Genomic DNA, 15,081 nt, shown 5'->3' on the forward strand with positions numbered 1-15,081 from the left:
CTCGCTCGTGCGGAAGCCCTCGCAGGCCCCCTGCGCGCCACGCCCCTCCCACCGCTCATGATCCCACTGCGCCTCCAGCATCCCTGCACGCGGGCTCTTGATCCCGAGGCCTTCCAGGGCTTCTGTATATGTTGGGCAGCGCACAGACCCACCCCCGGGCTTGCCCTAGTTTGGAAGCTTCAAGCTGCCTCTACTGACCGCGTGGAAGAGGCCGACAACGAGCGCTACCACTGCCTGGAGATTATCTGATGAACAAGGATCAAACCAAAGGTCATGGGAAAGAAGCCAAAGGGAAGCTAAAAGAAGTTGCTGGCAAGGCTACCGGCGACAAGAGCACCGAGGTCAAGGGTAAGGCCGAAAAGCATGCCGGCAAGGCTCAAGCCAAGTACGGGGACCTCAAGAGCGACGCCAAGAAGAAAACCGAATGATCGGCTCTGCACCCGGCGCGGAAAGTGGCCAAGAAGCCTCCAACGACACACATGTCGGACCCACGCTAGTGAGCGCCAGCACCATTACCGGTGACGAGGTCTGCAACCTTCGGGAAGAGAAGCTCGGCAAGATCCTGGACGTGATGCTTGACATCAGCGAGGGCGAAATACGGTACGCGGTCCTGGCCTCAGGCGGTTTTCTAGGCATGGGTGACCGTTTATTCGCGATCCCGTGGAAGGCCTTGAAGCACGACAAGGAGCACAAGCGATTTTTGCTTGACGCCGATCCCGAGTGGTTGAAGAACGCACCAGGGTTTCCCAAGGATGAATGGCCCAACATGGCCGACGCCACCTGGCATTCAACTGTGGATTCCTACTACGCCAGGGATCACGCTGCAGGGTGATCGCGCGAGGTACCGGTGGAACCTTGTGGCCGGCTTAACCGTGTAGGCGGCCCCATGCATGGTGGACACTCTTAACGGTCGCGGTTTCCAGCACCGCGACTTTTCCCGAACGCCATCATTGAATAACGGATTAACGACCCCTCATCCATTAGGACGATTAACCATGGCGACTAATGAAACTCTGGCACTGAACAAGATCCTCGCAGTTGTTCTGCTTGTTGTGGGCCTGATCCTGCTGTTCTTTGCGTATCGCTCCTCCCAAAGTCTCGGCGACCAGGTGACCGAGGCCGTTACCGGCCGTTTCACGGACTCCACGATTTGGTTTCTGGTCTTGGGCGCGGCTTCCGCAGCGGCCGGTGTTGGGTTGTTCTTCTTCGGCAAATCGTCAAGGACCTGAGCCAGGCCCCGACAATGCCCCACGACACGGAGGAATCCCTCGATGAAGGGGGCAGGAGGGCTGCTCAGGACCGGGCCGGGTTACGCCCGCGTAAACGACTGTTCAACGCGGCCGAGCTTCGCTTGTTCCGCTATACGGCGGTCTTGCTGTCCCTGGTGGCGTTGGCCGCGCTGATTGCGGTTGTTGCGTGGGCTCTAGGCTGGATACTGAGCACGTTCTACAACCTCCTCCTGTCGCTCTCGATCGCAGGCATCCTGGCGCTGGTGCTCCATCCAGTGGTGAATTTTCTCGAGACCCGGCTTCGCTTGCCCAGATGGCTGGCCATCATGCTGCTGATGGCGATCTTCTTTCTGGGGGTCGGCGCCCTGTTGTTCTTTCTTGTCCCCACCCTGACCGCCCAGATCGTTCAGCTGTTAACCGCCTTGCCCGAGACCCTGGCGCGCTGGGAGGATCATTTTTCTTTTTACTTTCCAGAAATTAGCGCCATGATTTCGGAACGCCTGGAAGCCGGCAATGGGGAGGAGTCCGAGTCTTCTCTGGAAGTCACCGGAAAGACCGTTATGTCCTATTTGGGGATGTTGGCGGGTATCAGCTTCGTTCCGCTGTTTCTCTTCTTCGCGCTGCTCTCGGGTGACTCGCTGCGGGGAAAGGCATCGGAACTGTTATCCATATTCCAAGGGCGCACTCAGCAGAAAATACTCTATTTCATGGATGTTTTCGTGGGATACATCACCGCCTTCTTCCAGGGCCAACTGTTGATCGCCATGATCATGGGTGCCCTGTATGCGCTCAGCTTTACGCTGATCGGCCTGCAGTACGGCGTGCTTGCCGGGCTCGTGCTGGGACTGCTGAATATCGTCCCCTTCCTGGGAACCCTGATCGGACTGTTGGTGATTCTGCCCCTGGCCTACCTTCAGCCGGATGGCGGCATTGAGTTATTGATGCTGACCGTACTGGCGTTCGCGGTGGTACAACTGATCGAAAGCTGGTTGCTGACGCCGAAGATCATGTCCAACCGCTCTGGCCTGCACCCCGCACTCGTCATTATTTCCCTGTTCTTCTGGGGCACCGCCCTGAACGGGATTATCGGGATGGTACTCGCGATTCCTTTGACGGCGTTCTTTGTGGCCATCTGGGGTGAAATCAAGTCCAGCCTGAAACACGCGCTGAGTAGCCGGGAGGACGCACGACCATGAAGGAAACAGATCCCAGTCAGGACGAGGATGGCGGTCACGACCGCAGCCAGGACATCACGCAAATCCTGAAGACCCTGGCGGCGGACATCGCTCGCCTTCTTGCGGTAGAGGCGCGGCTGTTCGGACACACGGTGCTGATGATGATCGGGCTCACCGTGATGATTGCGCTTCTGTTGGTGGGCGGCTGGCTGTTTGCCGGGGCGAGTCTGGTGGTCGCCCTGGCCAGCCTGCAGGCCTTCAGCCTGACGGGCGCGCTGCTGACGGTAACGCTGGCACATCTGGTGCTGGCGGCGCTGGCCTTCTGGCGACTCCGGCACATCACCCGCGACCTCACGTTCCGTGAAAGCCGGGCGAGCGTTAACAGCTTGCTCGTCCAGGCGAGATCGCTCGTTGACGCTGCAGAGCAGCAACCCCCGGAAGCAGAACCGCAGCGCCCCGAGAAATAGGTCGCGGTCAGCGAAGCGGCGAGCCGATCAGACTGGAGGCAATCCGCCAGGCTTTCATCTGGCCTGCCAGGATTCCATAGGTATATTTGATGCCGGGCATATCCAGGCGACCGGCCAACAAGCCACACCCAAAGGCAATAGCCAGCACAGCAGGCCGGCGGGCCAGGGCCCGTGCCCGGTGCAGCAAGCGGTCGATCCGCCAGCGAACAAGGCCGGCACCGTGATCAATTCGGCCGCGCAAATGCGCGGCCTCCTGCCTTAACTGGTGGCCACGGAACACGATCAACGGCGCCGTAAAGCAGCCACCAAGGTCCCCGCCGCGAATGCGAGACCCAGGGAAAGCAAAGGATTTTCCCGCACGAAGCCACTAACCGATTGCAGGGCCTCTTCGGAGTGCTCCTTGACCTTCGCCCCGGCCTCCTTGGCTTTCTCCTCCGCGCTCGCCGCCCCATGGCGGATCCGTTCTTCGGCCTTGCCGGCGCCCCTGGCGGCCTGGTCTACAGTCTCGTGAGCGCGCTCCGAGATGCGATCGGTGGTGGCGTGTTCGCTACTGCCTGGTGTATTCATGGCTATTTCCCGTTGCTGTGGTGGGATAAAGGTGGATGCCGATCAGCGTCCACCGACAAGCAACGGAAAGTTTCTCGGAAATGGCTCCGCCCGTCTGCGCGGTAGCGAACAAAAGCGCCAAATCCACCAGCTTCTTTGAACCAGGCACACCTGACTACGCTGGATGTACCGTGATCGCGGGTGGTGTGGGTAATCTCGGGGGACACTGCCGACCGCACACCGGGCTGACATGCAAGACCCAGGACGTCGCTCACGGGGGCTACCCGCTGTGGTTCATGGGCCTGGCGGGAGCACTACAAATGGCCGGCGGCGCGCACTCCTGCCCTGGGGGGATGCCGGCCCTATCACGGCCACTGATAGACACCGCGATTAAGCGCGTCCCGGATGGCCGAGATCAGCTTGTTGCCTCTCAGCGTCGCGCCGGTAAAGGCGTCGATGTCGTCCACCACCTCCTCCGGCGCGTAGAGATCGAATAGGGCCGAAAGCGGCCGGCCTTCGAGGTAATCGATGGCCTGACGGTGCTGGCGCGTCACGGCATGAAGTTCCTCTTCCTCCTCAAGCGCCAGATAATCCACTCCCTGGTAGCTCAGGTACCGGAACCGGACGTTGTGGAAATGATGGTCCCGCAGATCGAACTGGATATTGACCTGCATCGCGCCCCGGTCCGAAAACACGCCTCGATAGCGCCCGTCCAGGTACGTCCCGGGCGACAGGCCGAGCAGCACCCGGCCCGGCGGATGGGTGGCGGGTTCCCGCGTGGGCGCTGAAGCCTCGGGCCGTGCCTGGGGTGCCGGTGCATCGGCAAGTTGCCCTACCCGGTACTGTTCCAGCATGGCGGCGGCCCTGGGGCTGTGCGGACGCCCGGGCGTCTTGTTGTACCAGCCTTCGGTGGCATCACGGCCGCACCACTCCAGTATCACGTCCTCGGAGGTGGGGTGACGCGGAATATAGTCCGTCACGTCGTACACCTGGCCGTCGATGGCCTTCCAGCAGCTCTCGGCACTGTCGTGGGCCGCAAGCTCCTGTTCTGTAAACAGGCGCTGATCGTCGTCGGTCTCGCGGGTCTCCGCGACCAGCGCGCTGACGGCCCAAAGGGTGATGATCACGGCGCAGAAGGCCACGAACGCGGTGTAGGCAATCTTGTTCACGGTCATAGGAAATCAAACGCCTCCGTATGAATGCGGCCCCTGGGTACACCGGCGCGGCTTAGCAGCCCCCTCAGGTGCTGCACCATGCCGGGCGGCCCGCAGATGTAGATCTCCCGTTCCACCAGGTCCGGGCAATGGGCGCGGATGAACGCTTCGTCCACGGGGCCGCGATCCTGGAAATAATGGATCTGTGCATCGAAATGCGGGTGCCCCTGCGCGATCTCCCGAAGCTCGTCCATGTAATAGGCGCGGTCCGGTCGATTGGCCAGGTAGATCAGGGTGACCTCCGGCCCGGCCCCGGGCTCCCGCTGGAGGGCCCGGGCGCCGGACACGAAGGGCGTAATGCCGATGCCGCCACCGAACCAGAGTTGCCGGCGTTGCGGCTCGCATCGCTCGAAGAACTGCCCGTAGGGGCCCTCGATCTGCACGGCGGTTCCCGGTGTCACCGTCTGCAATGCCCGGCTGGCGTCGCCCAGGGCCTTGATGCCCACCCGGACAACGTCCTCGCCTGGCGCCGAAGAGAGGGTGTAGGGGTGCTCTTCCCCCCGGCCGGCTTCCAGGCCCGGGTCGTGCGGGGTGAGGTACATGAACTGTCCCGCGGCATGCGACATGGCCCGGCCCCGCGGCGCGAGGGTGATCTCCACCACGTTGGACGCAAGGGCGGTCACAGCCTCGACGGTATAATCATGGCGCCCCAGCCGGGGCGACAGCACCTTGCGCCAGAGCACTGCGCCGACCGCCAGGGCCGCGAGCCCCCACCAGAGCAGCGCATGCTCCACGAGCATGACCGCGTGCGCGAACGCCAGCAGGAACGCGGGCACCGACAACAGGTGGAGGCGCTTCCAGCGCTGGTAATGCGGCCTGCCGAAAAACTGAAAGGTGGGCGCGAGAAAGATCAGCATCAGCGCCAATGCGCCCCAACCGATCCATACCGCCCCGTGTTCAAGGGGCGGAAAGATCACCCGGACGGCCGCTGCCGGAGAAATGGGCAGCGCCCCGAAGGCCAGCCACACCACGTGCAGCATGATCAGGATGAAGGCCGCGAAACCCAGTATCCGGTGCAGGGTCCAGATGCGCGGCAAACCGCCGAACCAGCGATCCAGGCCCGGCAGGCGCACACTCAGCATTGCACCGACCAGCAGCGCGCTCAGACCCAGCACCCCGGCCAAGTGACCGAGCGCCGAGAGCACCTCCGCCGCGCCGGCGCCCGGCGGCGGCCACCAACGCGGCCACGCCACCAGCACCGGCAGCAGCAGCAACACCACGACAATCCAGTCACCCGCTCTGATGCGTCTGAACATGGGATCCGTTTATTCCAGGAAGTCCACCTCGGCACAGTCTAGGTAACCGCCGATCAATGTACACGCTCGCGTTAGTGCACCGTGTCTTCCGAGGCAAGGCGTAGCCCCACGGCCGGTAGTCGTGCTACCGGCCGTGGGCTAAGCAGGATCCTGAAGCCTCCGCTATGACGCCGGTCAGCACCCGCCATTGCGGGTCTTTCCAGTCACTCCCACTCGATGGTGGCGGGGGGCTTGCCGGAGATGTCGTAGGTGACGCGGGAGATGCCGGGGATCTCGTTGATGATCCGCCGCGAGACATGGTCGAGGAAGTCGTACGGCAGGTGGGCCCAGCGCGCGGTCATGAAGTCGATGGTCTCCACCGCGCGCAGGGCCACCACGTAGTCGTAGCGCCGGCCGTCGCCCATCACGCCCACCGACTTCACCGGCAGGAAGACCGCGAAGGCCTGCGAGGTCTTGTCGTAGAGATCCGCCTTGCGCAGCTCCTCGATGAAGATCGCGTCGGCGCGGCGCAGCAGGTCGGCGTATTCCTTCTTCACCTCGCCGAGGATGCGCACGCCCAGGCCCGGCCCGGGGAACGGATGGCGATAGACCATCTCGGTGGGCAGGCCCAGCTCGACACCGATCTTGCGCACCTCGTCCTTGAACAGCTCGCGCAGCGGCTCGACCAGCCCCAGCTTCATGTTCTCCGGCAGGCCGCCCACATTGTGGTGCGACTTGATCACGTGGGCCTTGCCGGTCTTGGAGTCGGCCGACTCGATCACGTCCGGGTAAATCGTGCCCTGAGCCAGCCACTGCACGTTGTCGAGCTTTGCAGCCTGTTCGTCGAACACGTCGATGAACAGCCCGCCGATGATCTTGCGCTTGGCCTCCGGGTCCTGGATACCCGCCAGGGCGCTCATGAAGCGCTCCTCGGCATCCACGCGGATCACCTGCACACCCATGTGGCGAGCGAAGGTCGCCATGACCTGGTCACCCTCGCCCTCGCGCAGCAGCCCGGTATCCACGAACACGCAGGTCAGCTGGTCGCCGATCGCCTTGTGCAGCAGCGCGCCCACCACCGAGGAGTCCACCCCGCCGGACAGGCCCAGTACCACGTGATCGTCCCCGACCTGCTCGCGCACCCGCGCGGCCATGTCGTCGATGATGTTGTCGGCCGTCCACAACGCCGCGCAGCCGCAGATATCGTGCAGGAAGCGCTCGATGATGCGCTGGCCCTGGGTGGTGTGGGTCACCTCGGGGTGGAACTGCACGCCGTAGAAGCCGCGATCCGGATCGGCCATGCCGGCGATGGGTGCGGAATCGGTGGAGGCCATCAAGCGGAAGCCTTCCGGCAGCTCGGTCACGTGGTCGCCGTGCGACATCCACACGTCCAGCAGACCATAGCCCTCCGGCGTAGTGTGATCCTCGATGTCACGCAACAGCGGCGTATGGCCACGGGCGCGCACCTGGGCATAGCCAAACTCGCGACGCTCCGACGGCTCGACCCGACCACCCAACTGCGCGGCCATGGTCTGCATGCCGTAGCAGATGCCCAGTACCGGAACCCCCAGCTCGAACACCGCGTCCTCGGCGCGCGGGGGCTGGTCGACATTCACCGACTCGGGGCCGCCGGAGAGGATGATCGCAGTGGGATTGAACGCCCGGATGTCGGCCGCCGGCATGTCCCAGGCATGCACCTCGGAGTAGACCCTGGCCTCGCGCACGCGGCGGGCGATCAGCTGGGTGTACTGGGAACCGAAGTCCAGCACCAGAATGCGGTGGGCGTGAAGATCCTGGGTCATGAGGTCATCCGGTATCCCGGCCTGCGGGCCGGGAGTATGTCAGGTAGGGATACCCGGCCATCGTGGCCGGGTCAGTCCATGCGGTAGTTGGGGGCTTCCTTGGTGATCGCCACGTCGTGCACATGGCTCTCGCGCATGCCGGCGGCGGTCACGCGGACGAAATGCGGCTTGGTCCGCATCTCTTCGATGTTGTGTGCGCCGACATAGCCCATGGACGAGCGCAGCCCGCCCATCAGCTGGTAGATGATGGCGACGATCGAGCCCTTGTACGGCACCCGGCCCTCGATCCCCTCGGGCACGAACTTGTCGGCCGAGCTGTTCGGGTCCTGGAAGTAGCGATCCGAGGAGCCCTGCTGCATCGCGCCCAAAGAGCCCATGCCGCGATAGATCTTGTAGGAGCGGCCCTGGTACAACTCGACCTCGCCCGGGGCCTCTTCGGTCCCGGCGAACATCGAGCCCAGCATCACGCAATCGGCGCCCGCGGCGATCGCCTTGGCCAGGTCCCCGGAAAAGCGCACGCCCCCGTCGGCGATCATCGGCACACCCGTGCCCTTCAGCGCCTCGGACACATCGGAGATCGCCGTGATCTGCGGCACGCCCACGCCGGCCACGATGCGGGTGGTGCAGATCGAGCCCGGCCCGATTCCGACCTTCACGCCGTCGGCCCCGGCCGCGACCAGCGCCTTGGCCGCATCGGCGGTGGCGATGTTGCCACCGATCACCTGCACGTCCGGGTAGTGCTTCTTGACCCAGGCGACGCGATCCAGCACGCCCTGGGAATGCCCGTGCGCGGTATCCACCACCAGCACGTCCACCCCGGCCTCGACCAGCGCGGCCACGCGCTCATCGGTGCCCTCACCCACACCCACCGCGGCACCCACGCGCAGACGGCCCCGCTCGTCCTTGGAGGCATGCGGGTGCTCGGTGGACTTCTGGATGTCCTTGACCGTGATCATCCCGCGCAGCTGGAAGTCGTCGTTGACGACCAGCACCTTTTCGATCCGGTGCTTGTGCAGCAGCTCCAGCACCAGCTCGCGGTCGGCCCCCTCGGGCACGGTAACCAGGCGCTCGCGCGGGGTCATGATCTCCGAGACCGGGGCGTTCATGCGGGTCTCGAAGCGCAGATCGCGGGAGGTCACGATGCCCATCAGGTCGTTGCCGGAAACGATCGGCACGCCGGAGATGTGATTGGCGTCGGTCAGCGCGACCACGTCGCCGATGCTCGCATCCGGGCCGATGGTGATCGGCTCGCTGATCACACCGCTTTCGTATTTCTTGACCTGCCGGACCTCGGCGGCCTGGGCCTCCGCCGACATGTTCTTGTGCACGATCCCGAGCCCGCCCTCCTGGGCCATCGCGATCGCCAGATTGGCCTCGGTGACCGTGTCCATCGCGGCCGACACCAACGGGGCGGACAGCGTGATCTCGCGGGTAATCCGGGTACTCAGGTCGACATCACGCGGAACGACATTCGAATGCCCCGGGATCAGCAGTACATCATCAAAGGTAAGGGCTTCACCGAGTATCCGCATGCACCACTCCAGGCCAGGCCCGCCGGGACGCAAGGGAGAAAACCCCGGGGGCGGATAAATAGCCGTTCAGTATAGAATTCGGGCCCTTCCGGGACAAGCACAGACACACATGCAAGGGCCGTGCGCAGACGCCCGGACAGCACCCTGATAGGATGCGAATCCATCCCGAGCCCCCTGCCAGGCGAGACCCATGCCCGAGCGCGCGCCTACGGCCCGCATCACCCGACGCACCGCGCTGGCCCTGTTGCTGGCCCCCGGCCTCGGCCTGGCCACTGCGTCCAGCGCTCGCGCCGACTGGTGGCGCTTCGGTCAGGACATGTTCCGCTCGCTGATCACCCGGCCACCGGAATTCGCCGGGTTGTCGACCGCCGAGCTGATCGAGGCGGTGCACGAGGCCCTGGTCATCGCGACCCACGCCGCCTCCGAGACCCTCAGCCGGCGCAACGGCTTCTACGGCAACCCGGACGTGCGCATCCCCCTGCCCGAGGTGCTCGCCACCACACGGCGATCGCTGGGCCGGCTCGGCATGGCCGCGCCGCTGGACACCCTGGAGGAGCGCATGAACCGCGCGGCCGAGGATGCGGTATGGCAGGCCCGGGAACCCTTCATCCGGGCGATCTTCGCGCTCGATCTCGACGATGCCCGCGGCATCCTGCTGGGGCCCGAGGACGCCGCCACCCGTCATCTGGAAACACAGATGCGACCGCGCCTGACTGAGGCCATGCGTCCCGCGATCGAGCACAGCCTGGACGCCGTGGAGGCCATGACGACCCACCGCGAGCTGGAGTCGCGGATGCGCGACATCCCGTTTCTGGCAAACGTCCGCCTGGACCTGGCCGAGCATGTGCTGGACCACACCATGGACGGCCTGTTCCACGCCCTCGCGGAAGAAGAGGCCCGCCTGCGGGTCGACCCCGTCGGGCGCGGCACCGATGTCTTCCAGCGCGTCTTCACCCGTCTGTAACCATCGAGCCCCTCATGAGCGACGCCCCCGTCTTTTCCGTAACCGAGCTCAACCAGTGTGCCGACGGCCTGCTGCGTGACGGGCTTGGCCTCGTGCGCGTGGAGGGCGAGGTATCGAACCTGCGTCAATACGCATCCGGGCACCAGTACTTTTCGCTGAAGGACGAGAACGCCTCGGTGAGCTGCGTGCTGTTCCGCGGGCGCTCCCGCCAGGCCGCCCGCTTTGCCGACGGCGACGCCGTACAGATCCAGGGGCGTGCCGGGATCTACGGCGCCCGCGGGCAGTTCCAGCTGATCGTCGAGGCCCTGCAACCGGCCGGCGAGGGCCGCCTGCTGGCCGCCTTCCAGCGCCTGAAGGAAAAGCTCGCCGCCGAGGGGCTGTTCGACGCCGAGCGCAAGCAGCCACTGCCCGCCTGGACCCACCGCCTGGGCGTGATCACCTCCACCCAGGGCGATGTGCGCCACGACATCGAGCGCACCCTGGCGCGGCGCTTCCCGCTGTTGCTACCGGTCACGCTTTACCCCACCGCGGTGCAGGGTGCCCAGGCCGCCGGCCAGATTGTCGCGGCCCTGGAACAGGCTGCGGCCGAGGGCCGGGTCGACGTACTCATCCTCGCCCGCGGCGGCGGCTCCCTGGAAGATCTACAGGCCTTTAACGAGGAGAGCGTCGCGCGCGCCATCGCCGCCTGCCCGATCCCGGTGGTCAGCGGCGTGGGGCACGAGACCGACACCACCATCGCCGATTTCGTCGCCGACCTGCGCGCCTCCACGCCCACCGCCGCGGCGGAGGCTGTCAGCCCGGATGCCGCGACCCTGCGCCACCAGCTAGCGCGGGCCCGCGAACGCCTGAGCGGGCTACTAGGCCAGCGCGTGGCGCGCCACCAGCAGACCCTGACCGCCCTGCATACGCGCCTGGAACGCCGCCACCCGCGGCAAATGCTGGAACGCGATGCCCAACGCCTGGACGACCAGCGCGAACGCCTGCAGCGCGCCTGGTCGCGCCTCGAGGAACGCGCCCGGGTGCGGTTGCAACACGCCCGGTTGCGTCTGGCCGGCGCCTCGCCCGGCACCCGCCTGGCATCCGCCCGCATGCGCCTGGATCACCTGCGCCAGCGCCTGGTACGGGTACGCCCGGACCACGACATCCTGCAGCGGCGCGAGGCCCTCGCCCGCCTGCAACGCCAACTGCAAACGGCCACCCACCAGGCCCTCGTCGCCCGCCAGCGGCAGCTGGACGCCACTGCGCGCCAGCTGCGTTCACTGGGCCCGGAGGCGGTGCTGGAACGCGGCTACGCGATCCTGCAGACCACAGAGGGCGAAGTCCTGCGCGCCGCGGATCAGACCGCCAGCGGCGAACGCGTGCATGCACGTCTGGCGCGCGGGCGCCTGGACCTGGAAGTCACCGCCACACACGGCGACAACTGAGCCGCGGTCTCCCGGCCTTTAACCACCGACGGCACACAGACAATCGCGTGTAACAGGAAGACGGGAAGCGCGCGAAGGGGTAAGAAGGAAGTGGGTAGCCTGGGGTCAGCACCTGCAAGGCCATCCCGGCCGCAACGCGGCGGAGAGCCGGGATGGCCTCCGTCACGCACACCCCCACCAACGTGCCCGCCCCCACCGCCGGGAACCCGGATACCTGGTCAGCACACCCCAAATCCCGTAGGAGCGTGCTTGCACGCGAAGCCCCTGCCAGAGTCTGACGCGGGCAGGGGCTTCGCGTGCAAGCACGCTCCCACAGCTGTGGTTCCACAGACCCACGCAGGACAGCAGCATCCGGTGGCGGTCAGGAAAGCAGGACGAGATTGTCCCGATGGATCAGCTCCGGCTCGAGCAGGTAGCCGAGCTCGGCCTCGATGCGATCGGCACGCTGGCCGCGGATACGCTGAATCTCGCTGGCCGCGTAGTTCGTAAGCCCCCGTGCCACGGCGGTCCCGTCCGGATCCACGCAGGTCACGACCTCGCCGCGGCGAAAATCCCCCTCGACGCTGACCACACCTACCGGTAGCAGGCTGCTCCCCGATTCGCGCAGCACGCGTGCGGCCCCGGCGTCCAGCTGCAGCTGACCGCGCGAGTGCAGCTGGTCCGCCAGCCAGCGCTTGCGCGCCGCCAGCGGTTCGCGGTCCGGCTTTAGCCAGGTGCCCAGTGCTTCGCCCTTCAGCACCCGCCCCATCACCTGCGCCTCGCGTCCGGAGGCAATCACGGTATGCGTGCCGGAACGGGCCGCGCGTTCGGCAGCCAGCAGCTTGGTTGCCATGCCACCCCGGCCCAGGCGACCGAAATCGGCTGCCACATAGCGGTGAAGCTCGGCATCCGAGGCCCGGCCCTCCTGGATCAAGCGGGCATCCGCATGCTTGCGCGGATCGCGGTCGAACAGGCCATCCTGGTCGGTCAGGATCAGCAGCAGGTCGGCCACCACCAGGTTAGCCACCAGCGCGGCCAGGGTGTCGTTGTCGCCGAGCCGGATCTCCTCGTAGGCCACGGTGTCGTTCTCGTTGACCACCGGGATCGTCCCCATCTCGAGCAGGGCCAGCATGGTGCTGCGGGCATTCAGGTAGCGCGAGCGGTCGGCGAGGTCGTCGTGGGTCAGCAGGACCTGCGCCGCATGCAGATCGTGGCTGGCGAATTCGCGCTCGTAGGCCTGAACCAGGCCCATCTGTCCGACCGCGGCGGCGGCCTGCACGTGGTGCAACTGGTGCGGGCGCTCGGTCATGCCCAGCCGACGCATGCCCTCGGCCACCGCCCCGCTGGAGACCAGGATCACCTCCAGCCCGCGCCGGCGCAGCGCCGCGATCTGGTGCGCCCAGGACTCCAGCGCCGGGCGGTCGAGCCCGGCACCATCGGCGGTGATCAGCGCGCTGCCAATCTTGACGACGACCCGGCGAATGGCGGGGAGCGCCCGTGTGGCAGACGCTGTCACGCGGGGTCCTCCGGCTTGTCCTCCGGCGTCCCCATCGCACCCCGCCGATCGGCCTCGGCCGCCGCCTGCGCGGCCTCCTCGACATGGCGCATCACCGCCTGCAGCAGGGCGTCCACGCCCTCGCCGGTCACCGCGGAGATGGTAAACACCGGATGCGCCTCGCCCTGGTCCGCACGCACGCGCTCGACCAGGGCCGCGAGTTCGTCGGCATCCAGCAGTTCCTTCTTGTTCAGCACAATCCAGCGCGGGAGGGCCGCCAGCTTGTCGCTGTGGTGCTCCAGTTCGGTGATCGCGGTGCGCAGGTCCACCAGCGGATCGGCCTCCGGGTCCGGCGGGGACACGTCCACCACGTGCAGCAGCAAGCGGGTGCGGGCCAGATGCTTGAGGAAACGCGTACCCAGACCCGCGCCCTCGGCCGCGCCCTCGATCAGCCCGGGGATGTCGGCGATCACGAAGCTCTGGTTGACCCCGATGCGCACCACGCCCAGTTGCGGGATCAGGGTGGTGAACGGGTAGTCGGCGATCTTCGGGCGCGCGGCCGAGGCCCGCGCCAGCAGCGTGGACTTGCCGGCATTCGGCAGGCCCAGCAAACCGACGTCGGCCAGCACCATCAGCTCCAGCGACAGCTTGCGCAGGTCGCCCGGGGTGCCCGGCTTGCTCTGACGGGGCGCCTGGTTGGTGGAGGACTTGTACCGGGTATTGCCGAGGCCGTGGAAGCCACCCTGAGCGACCAGCAGACGCTGCCCCTCGTGGGTCACATCACCCAGGATCTCGTCGGTCTCGGCATCGCGCACCTGAGTGCCGATCGGCACTGCGATCTCCAGATCCTCGCCGGAAGACCCCGTACGATTGCGCCCCTTGCCGTTCTCGCCACGCTCGGCATCAAACCGGCGCTGGTAGCGAAAATCGGCCAGGGTGTTAAGGCCTTCGTCGCCCACCAGCCATACGGAGCCGCCATCTCCGCCGTCACCCCCGTCGGGCCCGCCAAAGGGGATGTATTTCTCGCGGCGGAAGCTGACACAGCCATTCCCGCCGTCGCCGGCCTTTACGGTAATGGTGGCCTCGTCGATGAACTTCATTGCTTGCTTCCCGAAGTACAGAACAAAAAAAGCCCCGTCGAACGGGGCTTTTCGCGAACGCTTCGCTGTCCGGCCGGCTTACTGCTGCGGCTGGATGCTCACGAAACGACGGTTGTGCGGGCCACCCACCTTGAAGACGACCTGGCCGTCAACCTTGGCGAACAGCGTATGGTCCTTGCCACAACCCACGCCCTCGCCGGGATGATACTGCGTCCCGCGCTGACGAACGAGGATGTTGCCGGCGCGCACGACCTGACCGCCAAAGCGCTTCACGCCCAGGCGTTTGCTCTCGGAATCGCGCCCGTTGCGGGTACTGCCGCCTGCCTTTTTATGTGCCATGGTTCAGCTCTCCTGAATGCCTGCGGCGATCAACCGGCGATGCCGGTGATGCGCACGGTGGTGTAATGCTGGCGGTGTCCCATCTGCTTCTGGGAGTGCTTGCGCCGCCGGAATTTCATGATGTGGATCTTCTTGGCGCGGCCATGGTCTTCGACCTTGGCGGTGACCTTGCCACCGTCCACCAGCGGGGCCCCGACGCGGACATCGTCACCCGCACCGACCATCAGCACCTGGTCGAACTCGACCTCGGAACCGGCCTCGGCCTCGAGCTTCTCGATGCGAATCACGTCGCCTTCGGCGACGCGGTACTGTTTACCACCTGTTGCGATGATCGCGTACATTTCCCTGGGACTCCGTTGCGATACCTTGTGTGGACCAGCTGACTGGGAGCTGGTCTCGCGAAAGGGCGGAAATGCTAGCAGCGCTTCTCGCTCGGGTCAATGCCGGGAAGCGGCCAGGCCGCGGGAACGCTCATGGACGGGTACACGCTGGACACCCCGTTTTTTCGATCCCGGGCGCGCGGCAACGGCCCTTGGCCCATCCGGCCCGCAAACCGCTCCGGCGCGCGCCCGAACTTGTA

17 protein-coding genes are annotated in these 15,081 nt (G+C 65.8%); 7 read left to right on the plus strand and 10 right to left on the minus strand.

The window, feature by feature from the left end; all coding sequences use genetic code 11:
• The first annotated feature begins 248 nt into the window (after window positions 1–248).
• The 5 genes from F792_RS0100705 (at window position 249) to F792_RS0100725 (ending at window position 2,871) form a co-directional block, all read left to right on the plus strand.
• Complete coding sequence (locus F792_RS0100705; protein WP_018146287.1) at window positions 249–428, plus strand: CsbD family protein; 180 nt, start codon at window positions 249–251, stop codon at window positions 426–428.
• Window positions 425–832: a PRC-barrel domain-containing protein gene (locus F792_RS0100710; RefSeq protein WP_018167964.1), complete on the plus strand. Its 408-nt coding sequence runs from the start codon at window positions 425–427 to the stop codon at window positions 830–832. The genes F792_RS0100705 and F792_RS0100710 overlap by 4 nt, the downstream gene beginning before the upstream one ends.
• Before the next feature lie 163 nt (window positions 833–995).
• Complete coding sequence (locus F792_RS0100715) at window positions 996–1,229, plus strand: DUF3185 family protein (protein ID WP_018167965.1); 234 nt, start codon at window positions 996–998, stop codon at window positions 1,227–1,229.
• A gap of 14 nt (window positions 1,230–1,243) precedes the next feature.
• Window positions 1,244–2,425, plus strand: coding sequence for an AI-2E family transporter (locus F792_RS0100720; RefSeq protein ID WP_018167966.1), 1,182 nt, complete (start codon window positions 1,244–1,246; stop codon window positions 2,423–2,425).
• A complete protein-coding gene (locus F792_RS0100725) occupies window positions 2,422–2,871 on the plus strand; it encodes a hypothetical protein (protein WP_018167967.1) in 450 nt (149 codons plus the stop codon). Before F792_RS0100720 ends, F792_RS0100725 begins: the two co-directional genes overlap by 4 nt.
• A 7-nt stretch (window positions 2,872–2,878) precedes the next feature.
• On the opposite strand, the gene F792_RS0100730 is transcribed toward F792_RS0100725, so the two are convergent.
• The 6 genes from F792_RS0100730 to guaB form a co-directional block, all read right to left on the minus strand.
• Complete coding sequence (locus tag F792_RS0100730; protein WP_018146292.1) at window positions 2,879–3,112, minus strand: hypothetical protein; 234 nt, start codon at window positions 3,110–3,112, stop codon at window positions 2,879–2,881.
• Window positions 3,113–3,153: 41 nt separating this feature from the next.
• Window positions 3,154–3,438, minus strand: a complete 285-nt coding sequence (locus tag F792_RS0100735) for a YqjD family protein (RefSeq protein ID WP_018146293.1) — start codon at window positions 3,436–3,438, stop codon at window positions 3,154–3,156.
• A gap of 344 nt (window positions 3,439–3,782) precedes the next feature.
• A complete protein-coding gene (locus tag F792_RS0100740; protein ID WP_018167968.1) occupies window positions 3,783–4,592 on the minus strand; it encodes a cytochrome b5-like heme/steroid binding domain-containing protein in 810 nt (269 codons plus the stop codon).
• The gene (locus F792_RS0100745) at window positions 4,589–5,887 is read right to left on the minus strand and encodes a ferric reductase-like transmembrane domain-containing protein (RefSeq protein ID WP_018167969.1); all 1,299 of its coding nucleotides are present in this window, start codon (window positions 5,885–5,887) and stop codon (window positions 4,589–4,591) included. Before F792_RS0100745 ends, F792_RS0100740 begins: the two co-directional genes overlap by 4 nt.
• A gap of 203 nt (window positions 5,888–6,090) precedes the next feature.
• A complete protein-coding gene (guaA, locus tag F792_RS0100750) occupies window positions 6,091–7,668 on the minus strand; it encodes a glutamine-hydrolyzing GMP synthase (protein ID WP_018167970.1) in 1,578 nt (525 codons plus the stop codon).
• 71 nt (window positions 7,669–7,739) lie between these two features.
• Complete coding sequence (gene guaB, locus F792_RS0100755) at window positions 7,740–9,200, minus strand: IMP dehydrogenase (RefSeq protein ID WP_018167971.1); 1,461 nt, start codon at window positions 9,198–9,200, stop codon at window positions 7,740–7,742.
• A gap of 190 nt (window positions 9,201–9,390) precedes the next feature.
• Here guaB and F792_RS0100760 point away from each other — a divergent pair, with 190 nt between their 5' ends.
• Both F792_RS0100760 and xseA read left to right on the plus strand, forming a co-directional pair.
• Window positions 9,391–10,164: a DUF4197 domain-containing protein gene (locus F792_RS0100760; protein ID WP_018167972.1), complete on the plus strand. Its 774-nt coding sequence runs from the start codon at window positions 9,391–9,393 to the stop codon at window positions 10,162–10,164.
• Window positions 10,165–10,178: 14 nt separating this feature from the next.
• Window positions 10,179–11,588: an exodeoxyribonuclease VII large subunit gene (gene xseA / locus F792_RS0100765; RefSeq protein WP_018167973.1), complete on the plus strand. Its 1,410-nt coding sequence runs from the start codon at window positions 10,179–10,181 to the stop codon at window positions 11,586–11,588.
• A gap of 361 nt (window positions 11,589–11,949) precedes the next feature.
• Here the strand turns inward: xseA and proB are convergent, their stop codons facing one another.
• The 4 genes from proB to rplU all read right to left on the minus strand — a co-directional run bounded on the left by proB (window position 11,950) and on the right by rplU (window position 14,842).
• Window positions 11,950–13,083: a glutamate 5-kinase gene (proB, locus tag F792_RS0100770; RefSeq protein ID WP_018167974.1), complete on the minus strand. Its 1,134-nt coding sequence runs from the start codon at window positions 13,081–13,083 to the stop codon at window positions 11,950–11,952.
• Window positions 13,080–14,162 (minus strand): Obg family GTPase CgtA, encoded by a 1,083-nt coding sequence (gene cgtA, locus F792_RS0100775; protein WP_018167975.1) that lies wholly within the window; start codon window positions 14,160–14,162, stop codon window positions 13,080–13,082. The genes proB and cgtA overlap by 4 nt, the downstream gene beginning before the upstream one ends.
• 78 nt (window positions 14,163–14,240) lie before the next feature.
• A complete protein-coding gene (gene rpmA / locus F792_RS0100780) occupies window positions 14,241–14,501 on the minus strand; it encodes a 50S ribosomal protein L27 (RefSeq protein WP_017941884.1) in 261 nt (86 codons plus the stop codon).
• 29 nt (window positions 14,502–14,530) lie between these two features.
• Complete coding sequence (rplU, locus tag F792_RS0100785; protein ID WP_018146302.1) at window positions 14,531–14,842, minus strand: 50S ribosomal protein L21; 312 nt, start codon at window positions 14,840–14,842, stop codon at window positions 14,531–14,533.
• Between the last annotated feature and the right edge of the window lie 239 nt (window positions 14,843–15,081).

This window comes from Thioalkalivibrio sp. ALMg9 (assembly GCF_000380625.1).
Classification (GTDB): Bacteria; Pseudomonadota; Gammaproteobacteria; order Ectothiorhodospirales; family Ectothiorhodospiraceae; genus Thioalkalivibrio; species Thioalkalivibrio versutus.

What these genes read in the sequence shown, in the direction of transcription:
- F792_RS0100740 (WP_018167968.1), bottom strand. Translation starts at nt 4,592, where the DNA reads ATGACCGTGAACAAGATTGCCTACACCGCGTTCGTGGCCTTCTGCGCC.
- guaA (WP_018167970.1), bottom strand. Translation starts at nt 7,668, where the DNA reads ATGACCCAGGATCTTCACGCCCACCGCATTCTGGTGCTGGACTTCGGT.
- F792_RS0100720 (WP_018167966.1), top strand. Translation starts at nt 1,244, where the DNA reads ATGCCCCACGACACGGAGGAATCCCTCGATGAAGGGGGCAGGAGGGCT.
- F792_RS0100705 (WP_018146287.1), top strand. Translation starts at nt 249, where the DNA reads ATGAACAAGGATCAAACCAAAGGTCATGGGAAAGAAGCCAAAGGGAAG.
- F792_RS0100715 (WP_018167965.1), top strand. Translation starts at nt 996, where the DNA reads ATGGCGACTAATGAAACTCTGGCACTGAACAAGATCCTCGCAGTTGTT.
- rplU (WP_018146302.1), bottom strand. Translation starts at nt 14,842, where the DNA reads ATGTACGCGATCATCGCAACAGGTGGTAAACAGTACCGCGTCGCCGAA.
- guaB (WP_018167971.1), bottom strand. Translation starts at nt 9,200, where the DNA reads ATGCGGATACTCGGTGAAGCCCTTACCTTTGATGATGTACTGCTGATC.
- xseA (WP_018167973.1), top strand. Translation starts at nt 10,179, where the DNA reads ATGAGCGACGCCCCCGTCTTTTCCGTAACCGAGCTCAACCAGTGTGCC.
- cgtA (WP_018167975.1), bottom strand. Translation starts at nt 14,162, where the DNA reads ATGAAGTTCATCGACGAGGCCACCATTACCGTAAAGGCCGGCGACGGC.
- F792_RS0100735 (WP_018146293.1), bottom strand. Translation starts at nt 3,438, where the DNA reads ATGAATACACCAGGCAGTAGCGAACACGCCACCACCGATCGCATCTCG.
- F792_RS0100760 (WP_018167972.1), top strand. Translation starts at nt 9,391, where the DNA reads ATGCCCGAGCGCGCGCCTACGGCCCGCATCACCCGACGCACCGCGCTG.
- F792_RS0100725 (WP_018167967.1), top strand. Translation starts at nt 2,422, where the DNA reads ATGAAGGAAACAGATCCCAGTCAGGACGAGGATGGCGGTCACGACCGC.
- F792_RS0100745 (WP_018167969.1), bottom strand. Translation starts at nt 5,887, where the DNA reads ATGTTCAGACGCATCAGAGCGGGTGACTGGATTGTCGTGGTGTTGCTG.
- F792_RS0100710 (WP_018167964.1), top strand. Translation starts at nt 425, where the DNA reads ATGATCGGCTCTGCACCCGGCGCGGAAAGTGGCCAAGAAGCCTCCAAC.
- rpmA (WP_017941884.1), bottom strand. Translation starts at nt 14,501, where the DNA reads ATGGCACATAAAAAGGCAGGCGGCAGTACCCGCAACGGGCGCGATTCC.